Genomic DNA, 22,526 nt, shown 5'->3' on the forward strand with positions numbered 1-22,526 from the left:
TTATATGCCTGTTCTGCGCCCTCGCTTCAAGGGCGGTGCGTGAGTGGCATCGGCCCGAAAGAACCCCTATTCTACCTCATTCTGTCAGGAGAGGACGGCCATGGGCGCAGGTGGAGCCGCGTGAAGGAAACCATCGGTTTTTCCAGCGAAGGCATGAATGAGGACACCGCCTTTGCAGGGTATCGGCAGCTCTATGCCCAAGGGGCCGATGTCATGCGGCTGGACGGTCCCTTCCACGCGCGCGTCACCGGCTGGCGGTTTCGCCATATGCTGCTGTTCGACCGGCATCTGTCGGGCATGGCGCACGCGCGCGAGGAGCGGGTCCAGGCCGATGGGTTCGACCATATCGTGCTCCACCATGTCCTGTCGGGGACACTGACCGGCCATGCGCGCAGCGGGTTCGAGCAGGCGGGGCCGGGCGATATCGTCTTTCTCGACACGCGGCGCGGCCACCGGACCGAGGCGCAGGGCCTGCACATGATCACCGCCAGCATCGCACGGGATCTGGTGCTGGCGGCGCTGGGCAGCCTGGGCGCGCTGCACGGGCTAGTCGTGCACGCGCCCGAGACGGCGATGCTGAGCGATTTCCTGCAATCGCTGGTCCGCCATGCCCCGACGCTCGACGATCGGCACGACGGGGCGCTTGCCCGCGCGCTGATCGAACTGCTGCCCACCGCGCTGGGGGGGCCGCGCGATGTGGCGGTGGAGGCGCGGCGGCAGGATCATCTGCGGCGCGAGGCGGTCGAGCAGTTGATCGAGCGCGAGATCGACAATCCCAATCTGACTGGCGCGGTCATCGCCGAGCGGGTCGGCGTCTCGCGCGCGACGCTCTATCGCCTCTATCAGCGCAATGGCGGGATCGCGCAGCATGTCCGCCGGCGCCGGGTGGACGCGGTGCGCCGCGCGCTGGAGGGCGAGGAGGCGGTCGCGCTGGACGAACTGGCGCGGCGTTACGGGCTGGGCGATGCCGGGGCGCTGACCCGCGCCTTTCGCGCCGATCGTGGGATCGATCCAGACGGCTATCGCCGGACCATGCGCCAGACGCAGGGAGACCGGGTGGAGACCGGCACGCGGCGCTGGAATGGCTGGATGCGCGAACTCGACTAGCGGGCGCGGCGGGCCGCGACCCAGGCGGCACCGCAGCCCAGCACACAGGTCGCGCCCAGCACCCGGCCGACCGCATTGGCCAGCCCCGCCAGCGCCTGGCTCGCCAGACCGACGAACCAGGGGCCGAGCGCCGTGCCGAGCAGGGTGACGAAGGTCAGGAAGATCGCCGTCGCCTCCACCCGCAGATCGGGATCGGTGCGCGCCTGCAGCCCGATCATGGCGTTGGCCAGCGTGATCGACAGCCCGACGACCGCGACCGCCAACGCGGCCAGCGCCATGGCCACCGACGGGCTGTGCGTCAGCGGCCAGAGCGCCAACCCGCACAGTCCCAGCCCCAGCAGCATCAAACCCGGCGCGACGCCGCCCCGCATCCCCTGCCCCAACCGGTCGGCCAGTCCTCCGCCCAGTCCGTGCCCCGCTATCCCGGCCAGCATCAACGCCAGCCCCACCTGCATGCCCGCCTGAGGCGGGGTCAGGCCATGCTGCCGGATCAAGAGGCTGGCGGACCAGCTCGTCAGCGATTGCAGCGCGAGCACGGCGCACAAGGCGGCCAGGATATGCGGGGCGAGCATGGCGCGATCGGCGATCATCGCCCGCAACGCCTGCCCCATGCGCGCGGTCGCCTGGCCGGCGCGCGGGGCTCCCTTCCGTCGGTACAGGATCGGGACGAAGGGCAGTGCCAGCAGGCCTGCCGCGATCAGCACCAGTCGCCAGGGTGCGACCCCGATCCTTGGCGCCAGTGCCGCGAACAGAGCGAGCAACCCGCCGCCCCCGATCATCGCCAGTCCCCGCCCCAGCGAGGCACCGGCGGTGAAAAAGGCGATGCCGCGCCCGCGATGCGCCGGCGCCATGGTGAGGACGATCAGGCCGATCGCGGCGGGCCCGATCGCGGCCTGGGCCAGGCCCATCAGCATCCGGGCGGCGACCAGCGCCTCGACCGATCCCGCCAGCCCGCAGGCCAGCGTCGCCACGCTCGACCCCAGCAGCGCCAGCGCGAGCAGCCGCGCCAGCGACCAGCGGCGCGCGGCCAGGATCATCGGGATCACCGCCATGCCATGGACCAGGGCGAAGGCCGGACCCTGGACGAAACCGATTGCCCCATCGCCCAGCCGCAGCGCGCTCTTGATCGGTTCAATCAGGATGGACAGCAGGAAACGGTCGCCCACCGCCAGCATATGGACCAACGCCATCAGCAGTGCGACGCCATAACCCTTTCGTGGCGCCGTTCGCGTCAAATCCTGCCCCGTCCTGTCGTGTCAGCGCCCAGCCATGGTGCGGCGCTGATTCCAGGCGCCGGCATGGCCTCTGCCGTCATAGGCAGGGATCGGCGCGTCGGAAAGCCCGATGCGGATCTGTTCGGCGGGCGGGGCGGTCTGCAACGCCAAGATGTCGTCCCAGCCCCCTTCCAGCCAGCGCGTCCGGTCCTCCGAAGCGATGATCATCGGCGCGCTCGACCAGGCGCCATGACCACTCACGCAGCCCAGCATCGCAAAGCAGCGCCCGCCGGTATGATCGCGCCACAACCCCGCCACGGTGAACAGCGGCTCGCCCGGCAGCGTGAACCAGGCAGCCCGCCCGCCCCGCTCGCCCGAGGGTGACAACGCGACACAGGCGGCGGTCACCGGGATCAGGCAACGCTGGGCCGGGCGCTCGGCGAGGCGCCGCCACCAGGGCAGCGACAGGCTGAGAATCTGGGTAGTCGGCCAGCAGGCCTCGCCCCCGCTGATGTCCCAGCGCTGCGTATCGAGGCCCAGTCCCTCGGCCCCCCGGCGCAGGACGAAGGCGGGATGGCCCGCGCGCAGATCGTGAAGCCGCGACCAGCTTCCCCAGGACCCTTGCCCGGTCCGGGTGGCGGCGAAGCTGCGGCACAGATCCTCCGCCGTCCGGCCCAGCGCCGCACGGTCCGTGGCGGGGGGCTTGATATCGCCCATGGGATGCGGTCCGATGATCACCGGACCCGGGTCCAGAGCCACCGGCGCTGGGTCATCGAATAGCGACACCGGACCGTCCGGCAGAACAGGATGTGGCGGCGATGATCATCCTGCAGCGTCACGACCCGGAACAGGACGAACATCCTCTGCCAGCCGCGCGTCCGCACGAGCGGACCGGCCAGCGACATCTTGGGGAAGCGCAGGATCACGATGGTCGACTTTTACCGATAAGGGGCGCGGGGCGAAGGAGAGGTGGTTGGGCACAACGCCCTCGCCCCGACGAAGACAATTTTAGATCAAGGGGTTCCCTGTGCCCATGCGGCAAATGCCATCGTCTCACGGATGAGACAGGGGACAGCCCCGCCCCCTCCCCTGGATTGCAAGAGGGCGGGGACCGCTTGCAGGTCATCCCGGACCATTTCATCATGGGGTATCGAACCGGGGGGGTGGCCTAATGGAAATGCGGGCGGCGTCCATCGATGATGCCGAGGGGATGAGCCGGGTTCTTCAGGCCATCATCGCGCATACGGGGCGGCAACGCCCGCACGATACGGACTTCGTCATCGCGCGGTATCTCGCAGATCCCACCAGCCTTCGCTGCACGGTCGCCGTCGATGCGTCGGGGCGGATCATCGGGTTTCAATCGCTGAAGACGGCGATGGCCGGCAATCCTTATGATACGCCCGAAGGCTGGGGCATCATCGGCACGCATATCAGCCCGCATGTCCACAGGCAGGGCGTCGGAAAGCGGCTGTTCGCCGAAACGCTCCGCGCCGCGCGCCATGCGGGACTGGCGAAGATCGACGCCTCTATCGGGGCGGATAATCCGTCGGGCCTGCGCTATTATGAGGCGATGGGATTCCAGACCTATCGTTCGTCGGACAGGATCGTCCAAAAGACCTATAGCCTGTAGGTTCGCTCAGACGGGCGCCTTCACGCCGATCGCTTCGGCCGCCAGCCCACGCACATCCACCCGCGCCTTCAGCCGGGCGCAGAGCAGCGCGGTGCCGCTGATCTTGCGCTGGACGAACAGCGTCTCGATATGCGGCACATGCCAGGTGTCGCGGTCGGCGATCATGGCCCTCGTCTCCTCGCGCACGACCGGCACGAAGGCGCGGTCGCCAAAGTCGAAGGGGCCGGGCCGCGCCATCGTATCGTCGATCGCGGCGATGATCCGGTCGACCGCCGGGCGGTGCGCGGCGACGGCCTTTTCGCCCAGGAACCCCGTCTCCACCGCGATCTCACGGATACGGTCGCGGTCATGCGCCAGCCCCGCCGCGATCAGCCGACGATAGGAGGCGGCGGTCTCGGCCGGCACGTCGCGGGTCGCACCGAAGTCGAGCAGCACAAGCCTCTTCGTGTCCGGTTGCCAGCGGTAATTGGCGAAATTGGGATCGGTCTGCATCATGCCAAAGTCGAACAGCTCGCGCAGCACCAGTGCGATCAGCGCGGTCATCGCGCCGTCGCGCGTCGGCTGATCCGCCTCGGTCAGGGTCTCGATCGGCTGGCCGGGGATATAGTCCATCGCCAGCACCAGCGGCGTGGTCAGCGCAGCCTCGGGCACCGGCACGACATAGCGCGGATCGCCCGCCAGCCGCTCGCCATAGGCGCGCATCCGCTCCGCCTCGCGGATATAATCGGCCTCTTCGGCGAGTTGGCGCTTGGCCTCTTCGAGCAGCGGCTTCAGGTCGATTGAGGGCGGGATCAGGTTGGAGACGCGCAACAGCGTCGCGACATTGTCGACGTCCGATCCGATGCTGTCCCGCACGCCGGGATATTGCACCTTGATCGCCAGCACCCGGCCATCGGGCAGCGTCGCGCGGTGGACCTGCCCGATCGAGGCGGCCGCCATCGGTGCCGCCTCGAAATGGCGAAAGCGGCGTCGCCAGTCGGGCCCCCACTGCGCCTTCAGCACCTTGTCCAGCTGCGCGGGCGGCATCCGGTATGCCTGGTCGCGCAACCGCGCGAGGATGGTCTGGAGCTCGGGCGGCAACAGGTCGCCCGCATCCATCGAGATCATCTGCCCCAGCTTCATCGCCGCCCCACGCAAATGCGACAGCCGGTCGGCGACCCGCGCAGCATTGCCGGGGGTCAGGATCAGATCGCCAAGCTTCGGTCGCTCGCCGCTGGCCAGCCTGCGCGCGCCCTCGGCCAGCATCCCGCCCGCTACCCCGCCCGCCAGCCGCCCGAACGCGCCTGCCCGGGCAAAGCGGCCGCTGGGGACGGCACGGTGGGTCACGCTGCCGGACTGGTCGTCGCCATTTGCCATGTCGACATAGCGGCGGGGGTGCGGGTTGGTTCCGTAGGCGCTTGCCTTCCGCCTGGTCAGCGTCCCTCGACCATTGCGATGGGGATGGCGGACCGGAAAACGGTCAGGCCGTACGCGCCTTTGCCAATCCGTCGCGACGCAGGGCCATGCCGGATGCCAGCCAGAGCACACCGGCGGCCATGAACCCCGCCACTTCACCGCCCGTCGGGGCCTTGACGACGCAGCCCATGATCGCAGCGACGATCAGCGCCGTTCCCAGCCCATAGAACGGACGAAAGCCTGCGGCGAAGGCGATCGGCAGGAAATGCAGCCCGACCACCAGCGCCATCGACGGCAAAAGAAGATCGGGCCGATGCAGGTTCATGACGATGTTGGCGACCAGGAAAAGACCGACGCCTTCGCCGATGCTGCTCCACATGATGACCCGTTCTTCACTCGGCGATGGCTTGATGCCCTCGCCCGGCGTGCGGATCACGCGGCTCGCGGCGATACCGGTTAGGATGAATCCCAAAAAGGGCAGAGCCAGAGCGACGCCGTGAAGGTGCCATTCCCAATACAGCGTCATCGAGGCGAACACCGCACCGAAGAAGCTCATGATCAATGCGCCCCATGCCCCCATAGACAATGTCCTTATCACGCCATGGGTCGATCCTATGTCCGCCATCGCGATTGGTCGAGACATCGGATGCCCGTCGCCTGTTTCATCTTCGTCATGATGCCGTCAGGAATCCGCCGATGCCGATGGTATAGGCTTGTCCCGAACCATGCGGGGTCTGCATGTCCAAAGCGGGGTGTCGATGAGCCTGTTGTCTTCGATCGCGGCGCTGGTGCTAGCCGTTCAGGCGGCCCCCGCCCCACCGCCTCCCGTCACCAAACCACCGTCGCTCGACGAACGGATGACGCCGCAGCTCCAGGCGGCCGCCCAGGCGGTGCGCATGCACCAGCCCCAGGCGGCACTCGACATACTGGCACCCGTCCTTGCCGCCTATGAGGCCGACCATGCGCAGGAGACCCGGCGGATCTATTGCGGCATGTCGCTGCAGGAGACGCTGCTCTATGGTATGATGGCGGCGAAGGACAAGGTCGGCGCGGTCATGCTGCCCCCCGGCTATTGCACCGCGCTCTACCTGAAGGGCTATGCGCTGGTCGATCTCGGCCGAATCGCGGAGGCCAAGCCGATCTATGAACGGCTGCTCACGCTGGCGCCGATGTATGCGCAGTACCAGACCGAATATGGCCAGCTGCTCCGCCTGGAAAAGGATTGGCCGCGGATGCTCGCGATCTGCACCAAGGCGAGCGAGGCCGCAGCGATCGCCGATCCCGCGATCAAGCCGATGCAACAAGGTGCGGCGCTACGCTGCCAAGGCTATGCGCTGACCGAGCTGCACCGTTATGCCGAGGCGGAGCAGCGGTACCGCGACGCGCTGGCGATCAATCCGAATGATGCCAAGGCGCAGAACGAACTCGGCTATATCGCCCAGCAGCGCGCCAAGGCCCCGGCCTCCACTCCGACGAGCTGATCGCGCCAGGTCGCCTTGCGGAACGCCCCGACGCCCCGCATCATCGTGGCGGGACGGTCCTGTCCCCTCGGGTGATTCCCATGCGTTTTCTGATTATGCCTGCGCTTCTTCTGAGTGGGGCCACGCCGGTCCCCACCGTGCCGATCGGCCATTTCCAGACCTGGCTGCCGTCGAGCCAGGCCCCGCTCGCCTTCACTTCGGACGGTGTGACGGTGGAGGTCGCGCCCCTCCCCTGCCCCGCGCATCCCAACGGTGACGGCGGGTGCAGCGGCGATGGCTATAACAACCAGGCGCGGGTCATGGTGCGCGCCGGCGGGGTGACGCCGTTATCGGTGACGACCGATCGGCAGAGCGGCTATGCCCGGATCGCGGTCGTCCGCTTCGGGCGCAGCGACCCCCGTCCCGGCGTCATCGTCGAAAGCCAGTCGGGCGGATCGGGCGGCAACCTGAGCGTGCAGTTCCTGGTGCCGAGCGGGGCGGGCTATCGCGTCCTTGCCCTGGGGTCGTTGCAGGGCGGGCTTTTGCAAGGCGAGATCGCCGACGAACCGCGCGACCTGTCGGGCGATGGGTATACCGACCTGAAACTGTCGGACGGCGCCTTTGACAGCGCCTTCGGCTGCAACGCCTGCACCCCCCGCCCGCCCCGGCTATTCGCGGTGGAGCACGGCCGGATCGTCGACGAAAGCCGCGACCCGGCTTTGCGCGCCGTCTTCGTCGCCGACATGGCGCGTCTGGCGCCGCGCTGTCTGTCGAAAGAACGATATCGGAACGGGGCATGCGCGGCCTATGTCGCCGATGCCGCGCGGGCGGGACGGTTCAAGGGTGCTTGGGCAAAGATGCTGGCGCATTATGAGCGGGGCGGGGATCTCTGGCAGCCTGACAAGGGACCGCATTTCAAGAGTTTCCCCGCGTCGCTCCACGCGTTTCTGATCCGAGCGGGCTATCTGCCCCACTGATCCTCCCCGTACCGGGAAGGATCATGACGTCTGCTCGAACGACACTAGGATCGGACATGGCCCGTCCGCCCCGCTGCCGCATTCGTGCGCGAGATGATCGAGCGAGGCCCGCGCCTTCTGCAACGCGGCGATCTGCGCATCGAGCGCGGCGATCCGCACCTGCGCCAGTTCGCGCACCCGCGCCCGATCATCGGTCGCGTCGAGCGCCAGCAACTCGCCGATCTGCTCCAGCGTGAAGCCGGCATTCTGCGCCGAACGGATGAAGCGCAACCGCCGCACATCGCCCTCGCCATAACGCCGGATGCGCCCCGCCCTACCGGATCCTTGCGGCCGCTCCGGCGTGCCCAGCAGGCCGCGCCGCTGATAATAGCGGATCGTCTCCACCCCGACGCCTCCTTCTCGCGCCAATCCCGCGATCGTCCACTCGGTCATGTCTTGACTCCGTACCATGGTACGGATGCCATATGGGACAGGTACCTCGATCGGAGAAGGATGATGGCCAGCGCCGCCCCCAAGACTGCCACCCTGTACCGCATGGTCATGCCGACCCATACCTGCCCGTACGGCTTGAAGGCGAAGGACCTGCTCCGCCGACAGGGTTACGAAGTCGACGACCATTGGCTTCGCACCCGCGAGGAGACCGACGCCTTCAAGGCCGAGCATGGCGTGAAGACCACGCCGCAGGTCTTTATCGGGGGCGAGCGGGTGGGCGGTTATGACGATCTGCGCCGCTTCTTCGGCAAACGCGTCGCCGATCCCAAGGCGACGACCTATCGTCCGGTCATTGCGTTGTTCGTCATGACCGCGCTGATGGCGCTGGCGGCATCCCTGGCGGTATATGCGACGCCCTTCACCTTACGCGCGGCCGAATGGTTCATCGCGTTCAGCATGGCGGTGCTGGCGCTGCTGAAGCTCCAGAATGTCGAGAGCTTCGCGACGATGTTCCTGAACTACGACCTGCTCGCCAAGCGCTGGGTCCCCTATTCCTATATCTATCCCTTCGCCGAGGGGCTGGCGGGCGTGCTGATGATCGCCGGCGTCCTGACCTGGGTGTCGGTGCCGGTTGCCTTGTTCATCGGAAGTGTCGGCGCGGTGTCGGTGGTCAAGGCGGTCTATATCGACCGGCGCGACCTCAAATGCGCCTGTGTGGGCGGATCGAGCAACGTGCCGCTGGGCTTCCTGTCACTGACCGAGAATCTGATGATGATCGCGATGGCGGTTTGGATGGTGGTGTCTTGATCCTCCCCGGCACAGGGATGGGGACCGCCGCGAAGCGGTGGTGGAGGGGGCGTGCGGCGAGGGACATCCTTGTGGAAGCCTCCTTCCGTCAGCGCTGCATGGTACGACCTCCCCAAATCGACGGGAATTACGTTTCCCCGGGGAAACATGACCGCCTTCCCGCCCATCTTGCCGAATTGAATGAATTTTGCCATTAACCAACCCTAAATGCTTCAGGGGGCGTGCGAGTGGCGGAAGATCATGCAATCATATCCCAGATCGGCGATCTGGCGAGCGCCGGCGAACGGATGATCGAGCGGTTGCGGCGCAAGGCGTTCCTGCCGGAAAGCCGCAAAGGCCTGAATGTCCGTTTCGGTATCGCCGAGGCGGCGCAGCTGCTTGGTTGTTCGACCAACCGCATCCGCATGGCCGAGGAGGATGGCCGCCTTCCCTCTGCCCCGGCCTCCGAAAACGGGCGTCGACTGGGTTACACCGTCGAGGAACTGCTGCACATGCGCGAGGTGCTGGGCGCTTCGCCCGCCCGCGCGCCGCTCGACATACCGGCGATCATCGCGGTGCAGAACTTCAAGGGCGGCGTCGGCAAATCGACCGTCACTACCCACCTGGCGCATTATTTCGCGGTCCAGGGTTACCGCGTGCTGGTCGTCGATTGCGACAGCCAAGCGACGACGACGACCCTGTTCGGCTTCAACCCGCATTTCAACGTCACCCGCGAAGAGACGCTCTACCCCTATCTGTCGATCGACCCGACCCAGACCGACCTCGCCTATGCGGTCAAACCGACGCCCTGGCCCAATGTCGATCTGATCCCGTCGAACCTCGAACTCTTTGACGTGGAATATGAGCTGGCGGCCGCTGGCAGCGATGGCGGCTCGGTGCTGGCCGCGCGGTTCCGCAAGCTGAAGCGTGGGTTGGCCGATCTGGCGCGCAACTATGATGTCGTGCTGCTCGACCCGCCCCCTGCCCTGGGCACGATCAGCCTGGCGGTGATGCAGGCGGCCAATGCGCTGCTGGTGCCGCTGGCCGCGACGACGCCCGATTTCTGCTCGACGGTGCAGTTCCTGTCGATGATGGACCAGGTGCTCCACCAGCTGACGGGCGCGGGCATCGAGGTGGATTACCAGTTCGTCCGACTGATCTGCTCGAAGTTCGACGGCAACGACCCCAGCCACGCGATGGTGCGCGCCATCATGGAACAGAGCTTCGGCCCTGCCCTGCTGCCCGTGCCGATCCTGGAATCCGCCGAGATCAGCCATGCCGCGATGCGGATGATGACGGTCTATGAGTTGGAAAAGCCGATCGGCACGCCCAAGACGCACAAGCGCTGTCGCGCCAATCTGGACGAGGCGTTGCGCCAGGTCGAGCAGCTGGTCCGCCAGAGCTGGGGACGGGTCGAACCGGCGAGCGAGGAGGCGGTGATCCATGCCGCCGCGTGAGGGCGTCCACCCCCTTTCCTACAGACTAATGTTCTGCCTATGTTCCGGGCGGGAGGCTTATCATGGCGCGTAAACAATCCGATTATCTGGCTGCCCTTCTGGCGGAGGAAGAGGGCGAAGCCCCCTCCCCAACTCCCGCGCGCGAGGTCCCCGTGGAACGTAGCCGGACCACCACCTTGCTCGGCCGCGAGTCCGCACTCGCCCGCATCGCCAGCGGCGAGGTGCGACAGGTCACGCAACTGCTGCTCGATCCAGCGCGGGTAAAGGTCTGGCCGGGCAATGCCCGCATCCACAGCCATCTGACCGAGGAGAATTGCCGCGAGCTGATCGACTCGATCATCGCCGAGGGCGGGCAGAAGGTGCCCGCCGTGGTCCGTCGGATTGAGGGCGATCCCGATCACGATTATGAGGTAATCGCAGGGACCCGACGCCTCTGGTCGATCCGCTGGCTGCGCGCGAACAACTATCCCGACATGATGTTCGTAGCGCAGGTCGCGCAACTGGACGACGAGGCGGCATTTCGCCTCGCCGATCTGGAGAATCGCGCGCGTGCCGATGTGTCGGACCTGGAGCGGGCGCGCAATTACCTGTCCGCGCTGACCACCCATTATGGCAACCATCAGACCCGCATGGCCGAACGGCTCAAGCTGTCCAAGGGCTGGCTGTCTAAGATGCTGAAGGTCGCCGCGATCCCCGACGAGGTGATCGCCGCCTTCGCCTCGCCCTATGACGTGCAGCTCAAGCCCGGCTATGCGTTGGCGCAGGCGATGCAGGACCCGATGGAAGCGCCGGCAATCATCGGGGTCGCCCAATATATCACGCGCCAACAGGCCGAACGGCGCGAGGACGGCCTGCCTCCCATCCCGGCCAACGAGGTGCTCCACCGCCTGTTGACCGCACGTAAGATGATGATGGGCGAGGACGGGGAGCCGCAACGCTATAGCTATCACAATCGCTATGGCCGCCCGGTGCTGTCGGTCCAGTCCGCGAACCGCCAGGGCGTGACGGTGCGGCTTCATGCCGGTTCGGGCGCGGATGTCGAGGAAATCGTGAAGGCACTGCGCGGTGCCTTGGCGCATCTCGAGCAACAGGGCAGGGGGCTTCAACCCTGATGTTTCCCCGGGGAAACACCGCCTCCGTCCTACCATCCCGCCTGTTTCCCCGGGGAAACAGGCGCATGGGGCGTGGCGCATGAGCACGAAACCCAAGGATGGATCGGCCGAACAGTTTGAGCTGTTCCTGCCTTATCTCGCCGACCTGCCGCTGCGCGATCAGCGCGAGATGATGGAGCGGCCGTTTTTCAGTCTGGCCAAGTCGAAACGGGTCAAGCCGATCGATTATCGCTCGCCCGATGGCAAGCTGTGGGTGCATGTGTCGGGCAATCCCGATTATGGCATGGCGACGATCTGGGATGCCGACATCCTGATCTATTGCGCGTCGATGCTGGCCGACATGGCGCGGCGGGGGATCAACGACGTGCCGCGCAAGCTGCACCTGATGCCCTATGACCTGCTCCGCGCGATCGGGCGCCAGCCGACCGGCAGGGCCTATGAGCTGCTTGGCCAGGCGCTGGACCGGCTGGTGTCGACCACGGTCAAGACCAATATCCGCGCAGAAAACCGACGCGAGGCGACGTTCAGCTGGCTCGACGGCTGGACGCAGCTGGTGGATGAAAAGACCGAACGCTCGCGCGGCATGACGATCGAGCTGTCGAGCTGGTTCTATGAGGGCGTGCTAATGACGGGCGGCGTCCTGTCGATCGACCGCGCTTATTTCGACATTTCGGGCGGTCGCGAGCGCTGGCTGTACAAGGTCGCGCGCAAACATGCCGGCGGGGCAGGGGAGGCGGGCTTCGCCATCTCCATGCCGACCCTGTTCGAGAAATCGGGCGCGGAAGGCCAGTATCGCCGCTTCAAGTTCGAGATCGCCAAGATCGCCGAGCGCAACACGCTGCCCGGCTATGCCCTGGAGATTGAACAGGCCGAGGGGAAGCGCGAACCCAGTTTGCGGATGCGCCGGCGCGCGGAAGGGGAGGGGGGGGCACCTACTCACTCTTTGAGCGCAGCCCGACCCATGCCTGCGAAGCCCGATCCCGCCCCGACTTCTGCCCCGGCCGAGCCGGAGATCGACGCCGCCTCGATGATCCGCCGCAGCGTCAAGAGCCTGTCGAGCCGCGCGACCTTCGGCGAGGTCACCGACGCCACGCTCGCCCTGCTCCGGTCGGAATGTCCCGGTTGGGATTACCAGACGCTTCACGCCGAATTCAAAGCCTGGGTGGAGGGCGATCCGGCCCGGACGCCGGTCAGCTATCAGAACGCCTTTATCGGCTATGTCCGCCGCTTCGATGCCAAGAACCGGCATCTGCTACGCTGACAATAGGGAAGGGGGCTCTGTCGGAATGCCCCGGACGCGGAATTTTAGCCGCTAAAACAGATCGAACATAAGTGGGACGGATCGTCCCCTACTTTTCTCCCCTGGAAGGTGCCAGGGTGAAGCCGTGGCCAAGGGGCGTCACTGCTGCTCATACAGCACCTGACAAGCCGGGACACGGCCCATCATGTTTGGCCTAGCCCCCTCTAGTCAGGAAGAAAGGCAGGGGCGCGTTCCTGATATATCGGTTGTATGGTTGCGTTCGCGACGCGCAACTAAAGTCATCCGCAAGTTTGAACGTCGCCACGCACGACGCGCCAAAAACTGATTCAATCGGTGCGCAAATTTCACCCTCTGATCCGGCTTTTCGATATATCCGGAACGCCATTCGATACTCCCGGAACGGTTGCACGACACATCGGGAACGCTGGAGACGATATTCCAGGAACGGATCCACGATATGTCAGGAACGCGAAGAGGCTGAAAACCGCGTAAATCCCATGGGTTACGAGCCAATTTGCCACTCTTAACCCCTTAACTTCCCTATAACGCTCTAACCCCAGAGATGGCTTTTCTTGAAAGGGTGAAGAGGAGCGATTTACCAGGTCTGATGAGTTTTCTGGATCACCGCGTCTTTCCGCTTTCGTTGAGGATCCAACCGATTCACAAAAGGATATGCCCATCGCGCGCGAACATCGCTGGCTCTACCCGATCGACTGGCGGGAATTGTCGGCACTGATCCGCTTTGGCCGCGCCAAAGGACGGTGCGAGCATTGCGGACGCCCCCATGGCCGCGCCATCGTGCATCTGGGCAATGGAGTATGGTGGCACGATGAGGCAGCGCGCTGGCGCGACGGGCAGGGTAGGGGGGTAGGACGTCTCCGCAGCCCGGCCGAGATGATCCGTGCACAGCCCGGCTTGACGGGTATCGCCCCGCCTCTATCATTCCGCAGAACCCGGGTGATCTTGGCCAGCGCGCATCTTAATCATAACCCTGGCGACAACCGGCCCCATAATTTGGCGGCGCTGTGCCAAGCCTGTCACATGCGCCACGATGCGAGGAAACATCGGCGACGTCGCCATTGCAATCGCTTCCTGGCCTGTCCGCTTGGTGATCTTTTCGCCCGACCTGTTTTACTTGGATAGCCCTTTGACCGATGAGATCTGCGGCGAACGATCCCTGATGGCCTTTTTTTTCCATATTCAGCAAGACCGCCTGGAAGAACCCGCTGACCTATAAGCACGGCTATGTCGCGATCGAGGTTCGCCCCTCGACCAAGAGCGTGGCGACCAATTATGCCAAGGATATAGTGCTATACATTGGAGCCTGATGGGCGGGAGGATCGAGCGCGGTGAGGAGGTAGGACAGGATTTCCATCTTTACCGCGCCCGACCTGTTCTCGGTGGCTGGCGAGAACCATTCCGCCCCCTCCTACCCGCCGGCTGTCTGAACCGCGCCGGGTTTGCCGGGGGCAGTTGGATGTGATTCACGCCATCATATCGATGATGTCCGCGGCAGCATAGTATTGCTGTTCGGCTTCAACGGGCGGGACGTTGCCGATGGGCTCGAGCAGCCGGCAATAATTGAACCAGTCGACCCACTCGAGCATGGCATACCCGACTCCCTCGAAGCTGTGCCACGGCCCACGGCGGTAGATTACCCCAGCCTTGTAGAGGCCGTTGACGGTTTCGGGCAAAGCGTCGTCATAGCTATCACCGACGCTGCCGACCGACGGCTCGACGCTGGCTTCGGCTAGGCGTTCGGTGTAATTTGATCGACACATATTAGCTGCCGCGGTCGGAGTGGTGGACGAGACCGCCACCCCGTATTGGTCGTCGGTCGTGCAGCGCCTGCTCAAGCGCATCCGGGACGAAGCCGGCATGTGCGCTCCAACTGGCGCGCTAGCCAACGATCCGGCGAGCATAGGCGTGGATGACGAATGCCACGTAGACGAACCCCGCGCAGGTCGCGACGTAAGTAAGTCCGACACCCACAGGATGTTCGGTGCCGGCGCACGGAACTGCCGGTTCGCCCGGTCAAGCGAGCACGGCGCTGCTCTGTTATTGATGGTGGTACGTACCGGCCCTGCGACAAGCTCAGGAGAGCTTTGCCGCAGATCACGCCGGCCAACCCCATTGCTCTCATCAGGCGGGCAACGGAGTAGCGGGCGACGTCGAACCCTTCCCGCCGTAGCTGCCGCCAGATCTTGCGGACGCCGTAGACGCGGAGTTCTCCTCGAACACGCGCCCCACCTCCGGTCGGAGCGCATCGTCGCACAGAGCGCGAGCCGACCTCTTAGCCGGCTCAACCCTTGTGGCAGTGTGGGCCATGGTAGGCGGAAGGGCGATCGGCAGAACCCGGCATATCGGCTCGAACCCATAAACCTTACGATGTGCGTCAATGAACGACACCATCACCTCGCTCGGCGGTCGAGCTCCGCCATCGCAAAATATGCAGATGCCTTGCGCAGGATCTCGTTGGCCTAGCGCAGCTCGCGGTTCTCCCGCTCCAGCGCCCTCATCCGGTCGGCGACGACGATCAGCACGCAGGCCGCTCTCGACCTCGGCCTCTTCACCCACTCGTGCGGTGTCTGACCCGCACATCCGATCTTCGCCGCGATGGGCGAAAATTTGTTGGTTGTCCTGTTTGTAATAGCTCCTTCCTCTCAGGAGTTGGAGCCTCCGGTAAACCCAGCGCGGTTCAGCTTCTCCCGCCTCAAGCAATTCCACCGTGTCGCCACACGCTTCGAGAAAACCGCACGAAACTACCTCGCCATGGTCACATTCGCCGCAACGATCCTATGGCTGCGGTAAATGTCCACACCTTCTAGCCCATCGCCGTGTCGACTAGGCGCAGTCTGGCGCAGGTGCCGCGACGCTAGCACAGGACCAATTGGATCCGCCACTCGTTTGCGGGCATTACCAGCCATACGAGGTTTCTATCCGCCTCAAAACCATCGACAGCCACCGTTAATCCCTTACATTCCATGCATATCGGGACCCCCGACCGGGCAAATTGGAAGTGGCCTGCCCTTGCCCTCAATATGAGTGACGCAGCCATGGGTGTCCGCAAATTTGGTCTGTAGATACGTTCGTGGAGTTGAGCGGTGACGAAGATTCACAGACAAGCAAGACTGTTTCTTTCGGTAATATCGGCATTGATACCGACGGTGTTTACCTCTCCAGCGATCGCCCTCGCCACCGACCAACCCCCAGACTGGACAGATTTTGCAAAAACAGCGAAAAGATTTGTTGCAATAGAATCTCCTTCGAGCGTCTTCCCCTTTAAGACTGCAAAAGCTGGACTGGGAAAGGCCCTAGTTATCGCCCACTATTTCCCGTTTTTTCCGATATCCTATGAAGGGTTGCCCCCGGACAAGGACTATTATGCCAAGGAATTTCTAAGTGTATCCGGTGAAAATGGCAAACATGCTCGACAAGGTGGTTTCCTCCGCGAACGCCCCCTTCCGACACCCTTTCAATCAACGCCACAATTCTATGACGCCAACTTTGCTATTGATGTGGAACGCGCAGCCCGTATCGGTATAGACGGTTTTGGCGTTAACCTTCTCAGCCTTACCGACAAGACGTTCATGCCAGCCGCGCGAAAATTGCTTGATGCAGCTGTAGCGTCAAGCACCGGATTCAAGATTTTTCCGGAACCTGATATGACCACGCTATCAGGGCTTACGCCGTTAGGGCTGGCCGACACGCTTATGCTATTCGCAACCCATCCGGGGGCATTACGCATCGATGGCAAGCTGTTAGTGATGCCGATTGCGGCGGAAAAATATCCCGTAGCTTTCTGGCAGCAATTCACGACCATCATGAGTCAACGAGGATATCCCATTGCCCTGATGCCCTGTTATTATGATCCGGCCATCAATACGATGGCCAAATACCGGAATATCAGCTGGGGCGCCGCTTTCTGGGGGACTCGTGGTCCCTCGGCTGGTAACAACGCAGCTGAAGTCATCGCAGAGATAAAGAAGCTGGGCTATTCTCACTGGATGATACCCGTTTCGCCTCAGGATTCCAGACCGAAAGACTTGCTCTCGTTTGAAGCCGGCAATTCTCGCTCATACAAAAACCAATGGGATGCCGCCATAGCGCTGGGCGCGAAGCAGGTACAGATTGTCACGTGGAACGATTATTCTGAAACGTCGGAAATTTCGCCATCGAGCTTTACAAAATTCGCGTTCTACGATCTTACTGCCTACTACACCGCCTGGATCAAAGCGGGTTCGCCTCCGCCCCTGTCACGCGACGCGTTCTACTTCGTTCAGCGCCGGCAAATTTTCCGGCCCGACAAGCTGATACAAGGTGCACGCTGGTCGCTGGCCGGAAATCCGCCCTGGTCCAACGACATTGAAGTCGTGGCTTTGCTGACAAAACCAGGCGAACTGGTTTTGAAATCGGGTGACAGCACCGTTCGTAAAATGGCAGGTGCGGGATTACAAACGATCCGCGTACCGGCGAGCGCCGGAACCGCAACCTTTGCCCTGAAACGCGGTCACCGTATAATTGCCAGGATCACCAGCCCCATATCAATCGATCCCAATCCCGATCGGCACGATCCGACATATGGTGGTAGCTCGTCTTTGCGTCTAGGGAGGAACAATAACGGCGGATGACCAATATCCGTCCGGTGGCCGTTCTGCTTGGTACGGAACGAAGGAAGAGCATGTTCCACAGAATGATTGTATGACGTGAGTGGATCGAAGAGGATGAATCCCATGAATGTTCGGCAAGCCGTGGGCGCATTGGCGGCGATATTCCTTGCGCTGATCGCGGTTGGTTCGGCTGACGCCCAGACGCGGTCCACGCGCGACACCGCTATGGCATATGGCGCGCGCCTGACGGCGGATGCGGCGACCGTGCCCGTCAATCGCCATCGTGTTAACAACCGTCTCAGCAATAGGCTGGACAATCGTATAAGCCTACGTATCGAGCGTTATGCGCCCACGGTGGCGGCCGATCCCGGCGCCGCTTTCACAATGTCGCGGGATGACGGCACCCACGCGAACCCGGTCGATACAGGTGTCGGATCGCTTTCGCAGACCAGACAGCGCGTTCCGATAAGTGGGCCTGGTACCTTTGGAGCGCCCGAAAACGAGACATCGGACATCTCGGGGCAATAGAATTACCTCTTTAATATCATCTTCGCCTGAAGTTGGATTTTTATCGACACAGTTGGCAAGTGGAACAAGTGTTAAGTTATGGCCAAAGTTATTCTATGTTGCATGAACTACCGACCAGAGATCATATCGACAGGAAAGTACGCATATGAACTCTGCGAATATCTTGCAAGAATGGGCCATGACGTAGAGGTTATTACCACGACCCCACATTACCCGGGATGGAAAAGCTTTCCTGGTTATAGCGCTTGGCGCTTCACGTCCGAAAGATTGCATGGCGTAAAAGTTTGGCGAGCGCCGATGTACCTTAACGCATCGGCAGCCGGATTGTCCCGATTGCTGATGCCGCTGAGTTGGTCGATCATGGCGACGCCAATCCTGCTGTGGCGGGCGCTGTCAAAACGGCCTGCGATCATCATTTCGGTCCAGCCGACAATCACTAATGCTCCATCCGTGATCCTCGCCTCTTTCTTGTCCGGCGCCAAACCGATCCAGCACGTTCAGGATCTCGAGATCGATACGGCGCTCGCGGTCGGACATGTCCGAGCCAGCAGGCACGCCATTCGTTTCGTCCACGCCATGGAGCAATGGATCATGCGCCGGTTTGAGCGGGTGATCACGATCTCATCACAGATGCGCGCGCGCCTGATAGCCAAAGGCGTATCGCCGGATCGCGTGGAGATCGTACGCAACTGGGTCGATACCAATCTGGTGAAACCCTTGAATCGCTGCAGCGAGTACCGGAACGAGCTCGGCATCGCGGCGGACACGTTTGTGATCCAATATTCGGGGCAGATGGGCCGCAAGCAGGCGCTGCACGTCATCGTCCAAGCGGCAGAACGCTTGGTCGATGACAAGCGCTTCCTTTTCGTACTCGCTGGCAACGGCCCGATGCGAGCAGAACTGGAAGAGGCGGCGGCCCGCTTTCGCAACATCCGCTTACTGCCGCTGCAGCCAACCGAACGGCTGGGGGAATTCCTCAATCTGGCCGACTGTCATATCCTGCCGCAAGAAAAGGGCGTCAGCGAGCTTGTGCTGCCGTCAAAACTCGGCGGAATGCTTGCCAGCGGCAAACGCATTCTCATTACGGCTGACATGGACAGCGAGCTCGCCAATTTCCTAGGTGATGCCGCAACCTTCACGCCGCCAGATGAAGTCGACGGAATCGTGCAGGCACTTCAAAGGATGATCGACGCACCTGATACCAGCGCATCGCTGCGCATGGAATGCACGAAGGCCCTCGATGCATCGACCTTGCTGCCGATGTTCGAGCGGGCCCTCGGCATCGCGAACGATCAGAAAGCGTTTCGGTGAAACAGGACGCGAAACGTCAGGAAGAGAATTTTGATATCGCGCCAGAATGACCAAGATTGGAGATATTCAAGGTCTGAGCTGAGCCGGTTGAGCAAATCGTCCTCGACTTCCGTATTGCCCCGATAGCCCCTGACCTGCGCCAATCCGGTCAGACCCGGTTTGGCCGCGTGTCGGCTCCAATAGCGGTCATCGACCTCCCAGTAGAGTTTAGACGCAGCACGCGCTCCTGTCGCATGGGGGCGGGGCCCCACCAAGCTCATCCGTCCGGTCAGGACCTGGATGAGTTGAGGCAGTTCGTCGATGCTCGTCTTGCGAAGGATTTTCCCGATGCGCGTTACCCGATCGTCATTGCGCGCTGTCAGCCGATCCGCATTGGTATCGCAGACCTCCGTCCGCATGCTGCGGAACTTGTAGACGCTGAACAGTCGATTCCCGCGTCCGATGCGCATCTGCTTGAAAAGAACCGGCCCCGGGCTGTCTAGTTTGATAAGCAGGGCGACGATCAGCAACAGGGGCAGAAGTATGATCAGGGCCAGCGTTGCGACGACGAGGTCGAATAACCTCTTGACCGCACGATTGGGCAAGCTGAGCGGGCCCGTCGCCACGATCACCGATGGCGCGTCCCGATCCGGGCCCAGCCCCAGCGGAGAAAGCGGCCGCAATTCGTTTACAATGATTTCTGCTTGGATATGAGCGCCCTGCATCGCCTGCGTCCAGCTTGCCCGGCGCTCCAGGGGACAGGCAATCACGACCCGATCCGCCATGGCCAGCGAACTTGCCAGCCGATCATAATTATGCGGATCATGTACATCGGGGTCAAAGAAGGATTCCGCCATAATGACGACGGAAAATTCACCGGGCGGAATCTCTTCCGATCCGTCGCATATCAAAATTGCGTTGAAGGGATTTCCACCTATCAGTCGAGGCAGGGCAGGGACGATGAGGTACCGAGCCATTGCCAGCCCCAGCAATCCTCCGACCGAACCCACCGTTATTGTCAGTCGGGGGAAAAAGTCCGCGCTCTTCAGGTAGAACGCCATCAGAATCAACAGTCCGACCGCCATGATCAGAGATCGACAACCCTTGACGATTGCGATGAACGGATTGCTAAGCGCATAGGAATGAAATGCATGGTTCCCCATCGCAATCACGCAATAGGTCGGGAGCAGCGCTGCCGTAAATATCATCCAACCATATCCACTTGCGCCACAGGTTATCGCGGCAAGGGTGAATATCAGGCCGATGATAAGCAGATCGCTACCGCCCAAAAGCATGATGGCGCGATTATGCAGCGTGCCACTACGCGTGTGCCAATTTGCGGTCATGGAATGAGGTTTAACCTGTTCCGACGAAAAGGTTTTGGCAGCTTCAAGCCCTGCCGTCTCCGAATGGGTCGACATACGCGACATAATAGTGTGGTTCACCAACAGGCTCCGGGATCACGATGCGATCCCTGAACGCTCTAGGCCTTCGCGGAGGATCGTACAACTCGCCACGATTATCCGTGACATATGCCCGATATGAAGGCAGTCCCTCTTTTGCCCTTGGCAGAGGCGGTCGCTGATCACGGGCCGTGGAGCGCCATCAGACATTTTGCCATGGCGCTTGGCGATCGACCCTTTTCCTTCTACGGCGAGTATTGCATAGCCAAGGAGGGAGGCATGGGCGTAACGTCACACCATTCCCCCTTCAAAGGGATCGAAACCGTGGCTGCCATTGCGCCGGACGGCGGCAACGCTTGCATATCGCAACCGCCATCCTTGTCCTGAATAGATTTACTCCAAACACGGTAGAGTTGTGCTGATGAGTCCGGAAGTACTACCGCGGATATTGTTCGTTTGGGACCAGTTCGGTCCCTATCATGTGGATCGATGCGAGGCAGTCGGTAAGGCTCTAGTAGGTCGTGCAAAGGTGGTGGGGATCGAACTGTCGTCAGCCAGCATGACATATGCATGGGATGCGAGCGGCGAAGGGCTTTATTTTGAACGGCATACGCTGTTTGGATCAAAACCGGCTGAAACCTTGTCCGCTCTTAGGGTCGCCCGTGCACTAGTGTACGAGATAACTCGACCCAATGTTAAGGCCGTATACATAGCCGGCTATGAGCGGCCTTCCCACTTCATCACGGCGCTTGTCGCGCGGGCGTTCGGGCGACGCGTTATTGTGATGCTCGACTCCAAATACGACGACAAGCCCCGCCGAACCATTCTCGAAGCTGTAAAAAGGCTCATGATGGTGCCTTACAGCGGCGGATTTGCCGCAGGTCGACGCTCTGCCGACTATCTGCGCTTACTGGGGCTAGGTCGACGTCCGATTACTCTTGGTTACGATACCGTCTCAATTCATCGCATTCGGGCGCTGGCCAGCGATATCCAGCCAAAGCCATGGTCGGAACGACCTTTCTTGGCCGTTGCCCGCTACGTGACCAAAAAGAACCTGGCTTTCCTTCTCAAGGCCTATGCGCGTTTTCGCGATATTGATCCCGCTTCACAGCGGCGATTGATATTGTGCGGCGGAGGACCACTGGAGAACCAGCTACGTGATACCGCGCAGCAGTTCGGTGTTTCCGACTGGGTTGACTTCACAGGGTTTGTACCGCAGGCTGATGTTGCACGGCATCTTGCGGGCGCGCTGTGTCTGTTGTTGCCCAGTGTCGAGGAACAATGGGGACTGGTCGTGAACGAAGCCCTCGCCTTCTCATTGCCTTTAATTCTGGCCGAGAATGTAGGGGCAATCGACTTGCTGGCCGCTCAGGATCAAAATGCTTTTATCCTCGAGGCCAATGATCGAGACGGCTGGGCGAAAGCGATGGCATCGCTTGGATCGAACCAGTCCCTCTGGAGCCGCATGGTCTCCCACTCGGCTTCGCTCGCTCCGCTCGGCGATGTCAGTGAATTCGTGCGTGGCGTATTTCCGCATCTCCCATTTCCATTAAACTAGGACCTAAACCCCATCAGCATCTTCAGGGATGCTGGTTTTCCTGATTCGCTGGCATGTAGATTGGGAGGAGTGGGGCATGGCGCCGTTCTGGTTGTCGGATGAAGCGTGGGCGGCGATCGAGCCGCATCTGCCCAGGAACCAGCTCGGCGCCCGGTGGCTGGACGACCAAGATCCACACGCTAGGGTCAGGACCCATTGATATGAGGCGCGCGATCTGATTCAGGCTTCGAGAGGAGACTGGAATGAGCGACCTGTACTGGCTGACGGACGATCAGATGGAACGGCTTCGGCCTTTTTTCCCCAAGA

The 22,526-nt window shown here is 62.5% G+C and carries 19 protein-coding genes, 2 pseudogenes and 1 other annotated feature; of the genes and pseudogenes, 13 read left to right on the top strand and 8 right to left on the bottom strand.

From position 1 onward, the window contains the following. The first annotated feature begins 120 nt into the window (after positions 1 to 120). Entirely contained in the window at positions 121 to 1,107 is a 987-nt protein-coding gene (locus ABDV78_RS11905; protein ID WP_035386048.1) for a helix-turn-helix domain-containing protein, read from the top strand. Here the strand turns inward: ABDV78_RS11905 and ABDV78_RS11910 are convergent. From ABDV78_RS11910 to ABDV78_RS11920, 3 genes are all read right to left on the bottom strand, one after another. After that, positions 1,104 to 2,297, bottom strand: coding sequence for an MFS transporter (locus ABDV78_RS11910; protein WP_170170646.1), 1,194 nt, complete (start codon positions 2,295 to 2,297; stop codon positions 1,104 to 1,106). The genes ABDV78_RS11905 and ABDV78_RS11910 overlap by 4 nt on opposite strands. A gap of 66 nt (positions 2,298 to 2,363) precedes the next feature. Then, a complete protein-coding gene (locus ABDV78_RS11915) occupies positions 2,364 to 3,059 on the bottom strand; it encodes a hypothetical protein (RefSeq protein WP_156843857.1) in 696 nt (231 codons plus the stop codon). Further along, positions 3,056 to 3,247, bottom strand: coding sequence for a hypothetical protein (locus ABDV78_RS11920; protein WP_170170647.1), 192 nt, complete (start codon positions 3,245 to 3,247; stop codon positions 3,056 to 3,058). The genes ABDV78_RS11915 and ABDV78_RS11920 overlap by 4 nt, the downstream gene beginning before the upstream one ends. 284 nt (positions 3,248 to 3,531) lie before the next feature. Here ABDV78_RS11920 and ABDV78_RS11925 point away from each other — a divergent pair, with 284 nt between their 5' ends. After that, complete coding sequence (locus tag ABDV78_RS11925; RefSeq protein ID WP_206378509.1) at positions 3,532 to 3,951, top strand: GNAT family N-acetyltransferase; 420 nt, start codon at positions 3,532 to 3,534, stop codon at positions 3,949 to 3,951. A gap of 6 nt (positions 3,952 to 3,957) precedes the next feature. Here the strand turns inward: ABDV78_RS11925 and ABDV78_RS11930 are convergent, their stop codons facing one another. Together ABDV78_RS11930 and ABDV78_RS11935 are read right to left on the bottom strand one after the other, a co-directional pair. Next, positions 3,958 to 5,307 carry an AarF/ABC1/UbiB kinase family protein gene (locus ABDV78_RS11930; RefSeq protein WP_051121453.1) on the bottom strand — a complete coding sequence of 450 codons (1,350 nt, stop codon included), beginning with the start codon at positions 5,305 to 5,307 and terminating at the stop codon, positions 3,958 to 3,960. A gap of 103 nt (positions 5,308 to 5,410) precedes the next feature. Then, the gene (locus tag ABDV78_RS11935; protein WP_343527607.1) at positions 5,411 to 5,884 is read right to left on the bottom strand and encodes a hypothetical protein; all 474 of its coding nucleotides are present in this window, start codon (positions 5,882 to 5,884) and stop codon (positions 5,411 to 5,413) included. 220 nt (positions 5,885 to 6,104) lie between these two features. Between ABDV78_RS11935 and ABDV78_RS11940 the strand changes: the two genes are divergently transcribed. Beyond that, the gene (locus ABDV78_RS11940; protein ID WP_035386052.1) at positions 6,105 to 6,827 is read left to right on the top strand and encodes a tetratricopeptide repeat protein; all 723 of its coding nucleotides are present in this window, start codon (positions 6,105 to 6,107) and stop codon (positions 6,825 to 6,827) included. Positions 6,828 to 6,922: 95 nt separating this feature from the next. Continuing rightward, entirely contained in the window at positions 6,923 to 7,783 is an 861-nt protein-coding gene (locus ABDV78_RS11945) for a hypothetical protein (RefSeq protein WP_343527608.1), read from the top strand. Positions 7,784 to 7,804: 21 nt separating this feature from the next. On the opposite strand, the gene ABDV78_RS11950 is transcribed toward ABDV78_RS11945, so the two are convergent. Beyond that, positions 7,805 to 8,215: a MerR family DNA-binding protein gene (locus ABDV78_RS11950; protein WP_035386054.1), complete on the bottom strand. Its 411-nt coding sequence runs from the start codon at positions 8,213 to 8,215 to the stop codon at positions 7,805 to 7,807. 63 nt (positions 8,216 to 8,278) lie between these two features. Here ABDV78_RS11950 and ABDV78_RS11955 point away from each other — a divergent pair, with 63 nt between their 5' ends. The 4 genes from ABDV78_RS11955 to ABDV78_RS11970 all read left to right on the top strand — a co-directional run bounded on the left by ABDV78_RS11955 (position 8,279) and on the right by ABDV78_RS11970 (position 12,831). Further along, positions 8,279 to 9,022, top strand: coding sequence for a glutaredoxin family protein (locus tag ABDV78_RS11955; RefSeq protein WP_035386055.1), 744 nt, complete (start codon positions 8,279 to 8,281; stop codon positions 9,020 to 9,022). Between the two features lie 287 nt (positions 9,023 to 9,309). Further along, entirely contained in the window at positions 9,310 to 10,458 is a 1,149-nt protein-coding gene (locus tag ABDV78_RS11960) for an AAA family ATPase (RefSeq protein WP_051121458.1), read from the top strand. A gap of 62 nt (positions 10,459 to 10,520) precedes the next feature. Next, a complete protein-coding gene (locus tag ABDV78_RS11965) occupies positions 10,521 to 11,570 on the top strand; it encodes a ParB/RepB/Spo0J family partition protein (RefSeq protein ID WP_035386056.1) in 1,050 nt (349 codons plus the stop codon). Positions 11,571 to 11,649: 79 nt separating this feature from the next. Continuing rightward, a complete protein-coding gene (locus ABDV78_RS11970) occupies positions 11,650 to 12,831 on the top strand; it encodes a replication initiator protein A (RefSeq protein ID WP_035386057.1) in 1,182 nt (393 codons plus the stop codon). Positions 12,832 to 14,315: 1,484 nt separating this feature from the next. Here the strand turns inward: ABDV78_RS11970 and ABDV78_RS11975 are convergent. Beyond that, positions 14,316 to 15,482, bottom strand: a pseudogene (locus ABDV78_RS11975) (IS3 family transposase). Beyond that, positions 15,170 to 15,285 (bottom strand) — a sequence feature (AL1L pseudoknot). Its footprint overlaps the pseudogene before it by 116 nt. A gap of 52 nt (positions 15,483 to 15,534) precedes the next feature. Between ABDV78_RS11975 and ABDV78_RS11980 the strand changes: the two are divergent. The 4 genes and pseudogenes from ABDV78_RS11980 to ABDV78_RS11995 all read left to right on the top strand — a co-directional run. Continuing rightward, a pseudogene (locus ABDV78_RS11980) lies at positions 15,535 to 15,642 on the top strand (IS5/IS1182 family transposase); the annotation flags it as partial. 293 nt (positions 15,643 to 15,935) lie between these two features. Beyond that, a complete protein-coding gene (locus tag ABDV78_RS11985) occupies positions 15,936 to 17,462 on the top strand; it encodes an endo-1,3-alpha-glucanase family glycosylhydrolase (protein ID WP_051121454.1) in 1,527 nt (508 codons plus the stop codon). A 102-nt stretch (positions 17,463 to 17,564) separates the two neighbouring features. Then, positions 17,565 to 17,969, top strand: coding sequence for a hypothetical protein (locus ABDV78_RS11990; RefSeq protein WP_035386059.1), 405 nt, complete (start codon positions 17,565 to 17,567; stop codon positions 17,967 to 17,969). Positions 17,970 to 18,047: 78 nt separating this feature from the next. Continuing rightward, positions 18,048 to 19,280 (top strand): WcaI family glycosyltransferase, encoded by a 1,233-nt coding sequence (locus ABDV78_RS11995; RefSeq protein ID WP_084675458.1) that lies wholly within the window; start codon positions 18,048 to 18,050, stop codon positions 19,278 to 19,280. On the opposite strand, the gene ABDV78_RS12000 is transcribed toward ABDV78_RS11995, so the two are convergent. Continuing rightward, on the bottom strand, positions 19,262 to 20,704 hold the full coding sequence (locus ABDV78_RS12000) for a sugar transferase (protein ID WP_241762936.1): 1,443 nt from the start codon (positions 20,702 to 20,704) through the stop codon (positions 19,262 to 19,264). The genes ABDV78_RS11995 and ABDV78_RS12000 overlap by 19 nt on opposite strands. A gap of 517 nt (positions 20,705 to 21,221) precedes the next feature. Here ABDV78_RS12000 and ABDV78_RS12005 point away from each other — a divergent pair. After that, positions 21,222 to 22,220 carry a glycosyltransferase gene (locus ABDV78_RS12005; protein ID WP_343527609.1) on the top strand — a complete coding sequence of 333 codons (999 nt, stop codon included), beginning with the start codon at positions 21,222 to 21,224 and terminating at the stop codon, positions 22,218 to 22,220. The last annotated feature ends 306 nt before the right edge of the window (positions 22,221 to 22,526 follow it).

It is taken from the genome of Sphingomonas sp. (assembly GCF_039594485.1).
Taxonomy (GTDB): Bacteria; Pseudomonadota; Alphaproteobacteria; order Sphingomonadales; family Sphingomonadaceae; genus Sphingomonas.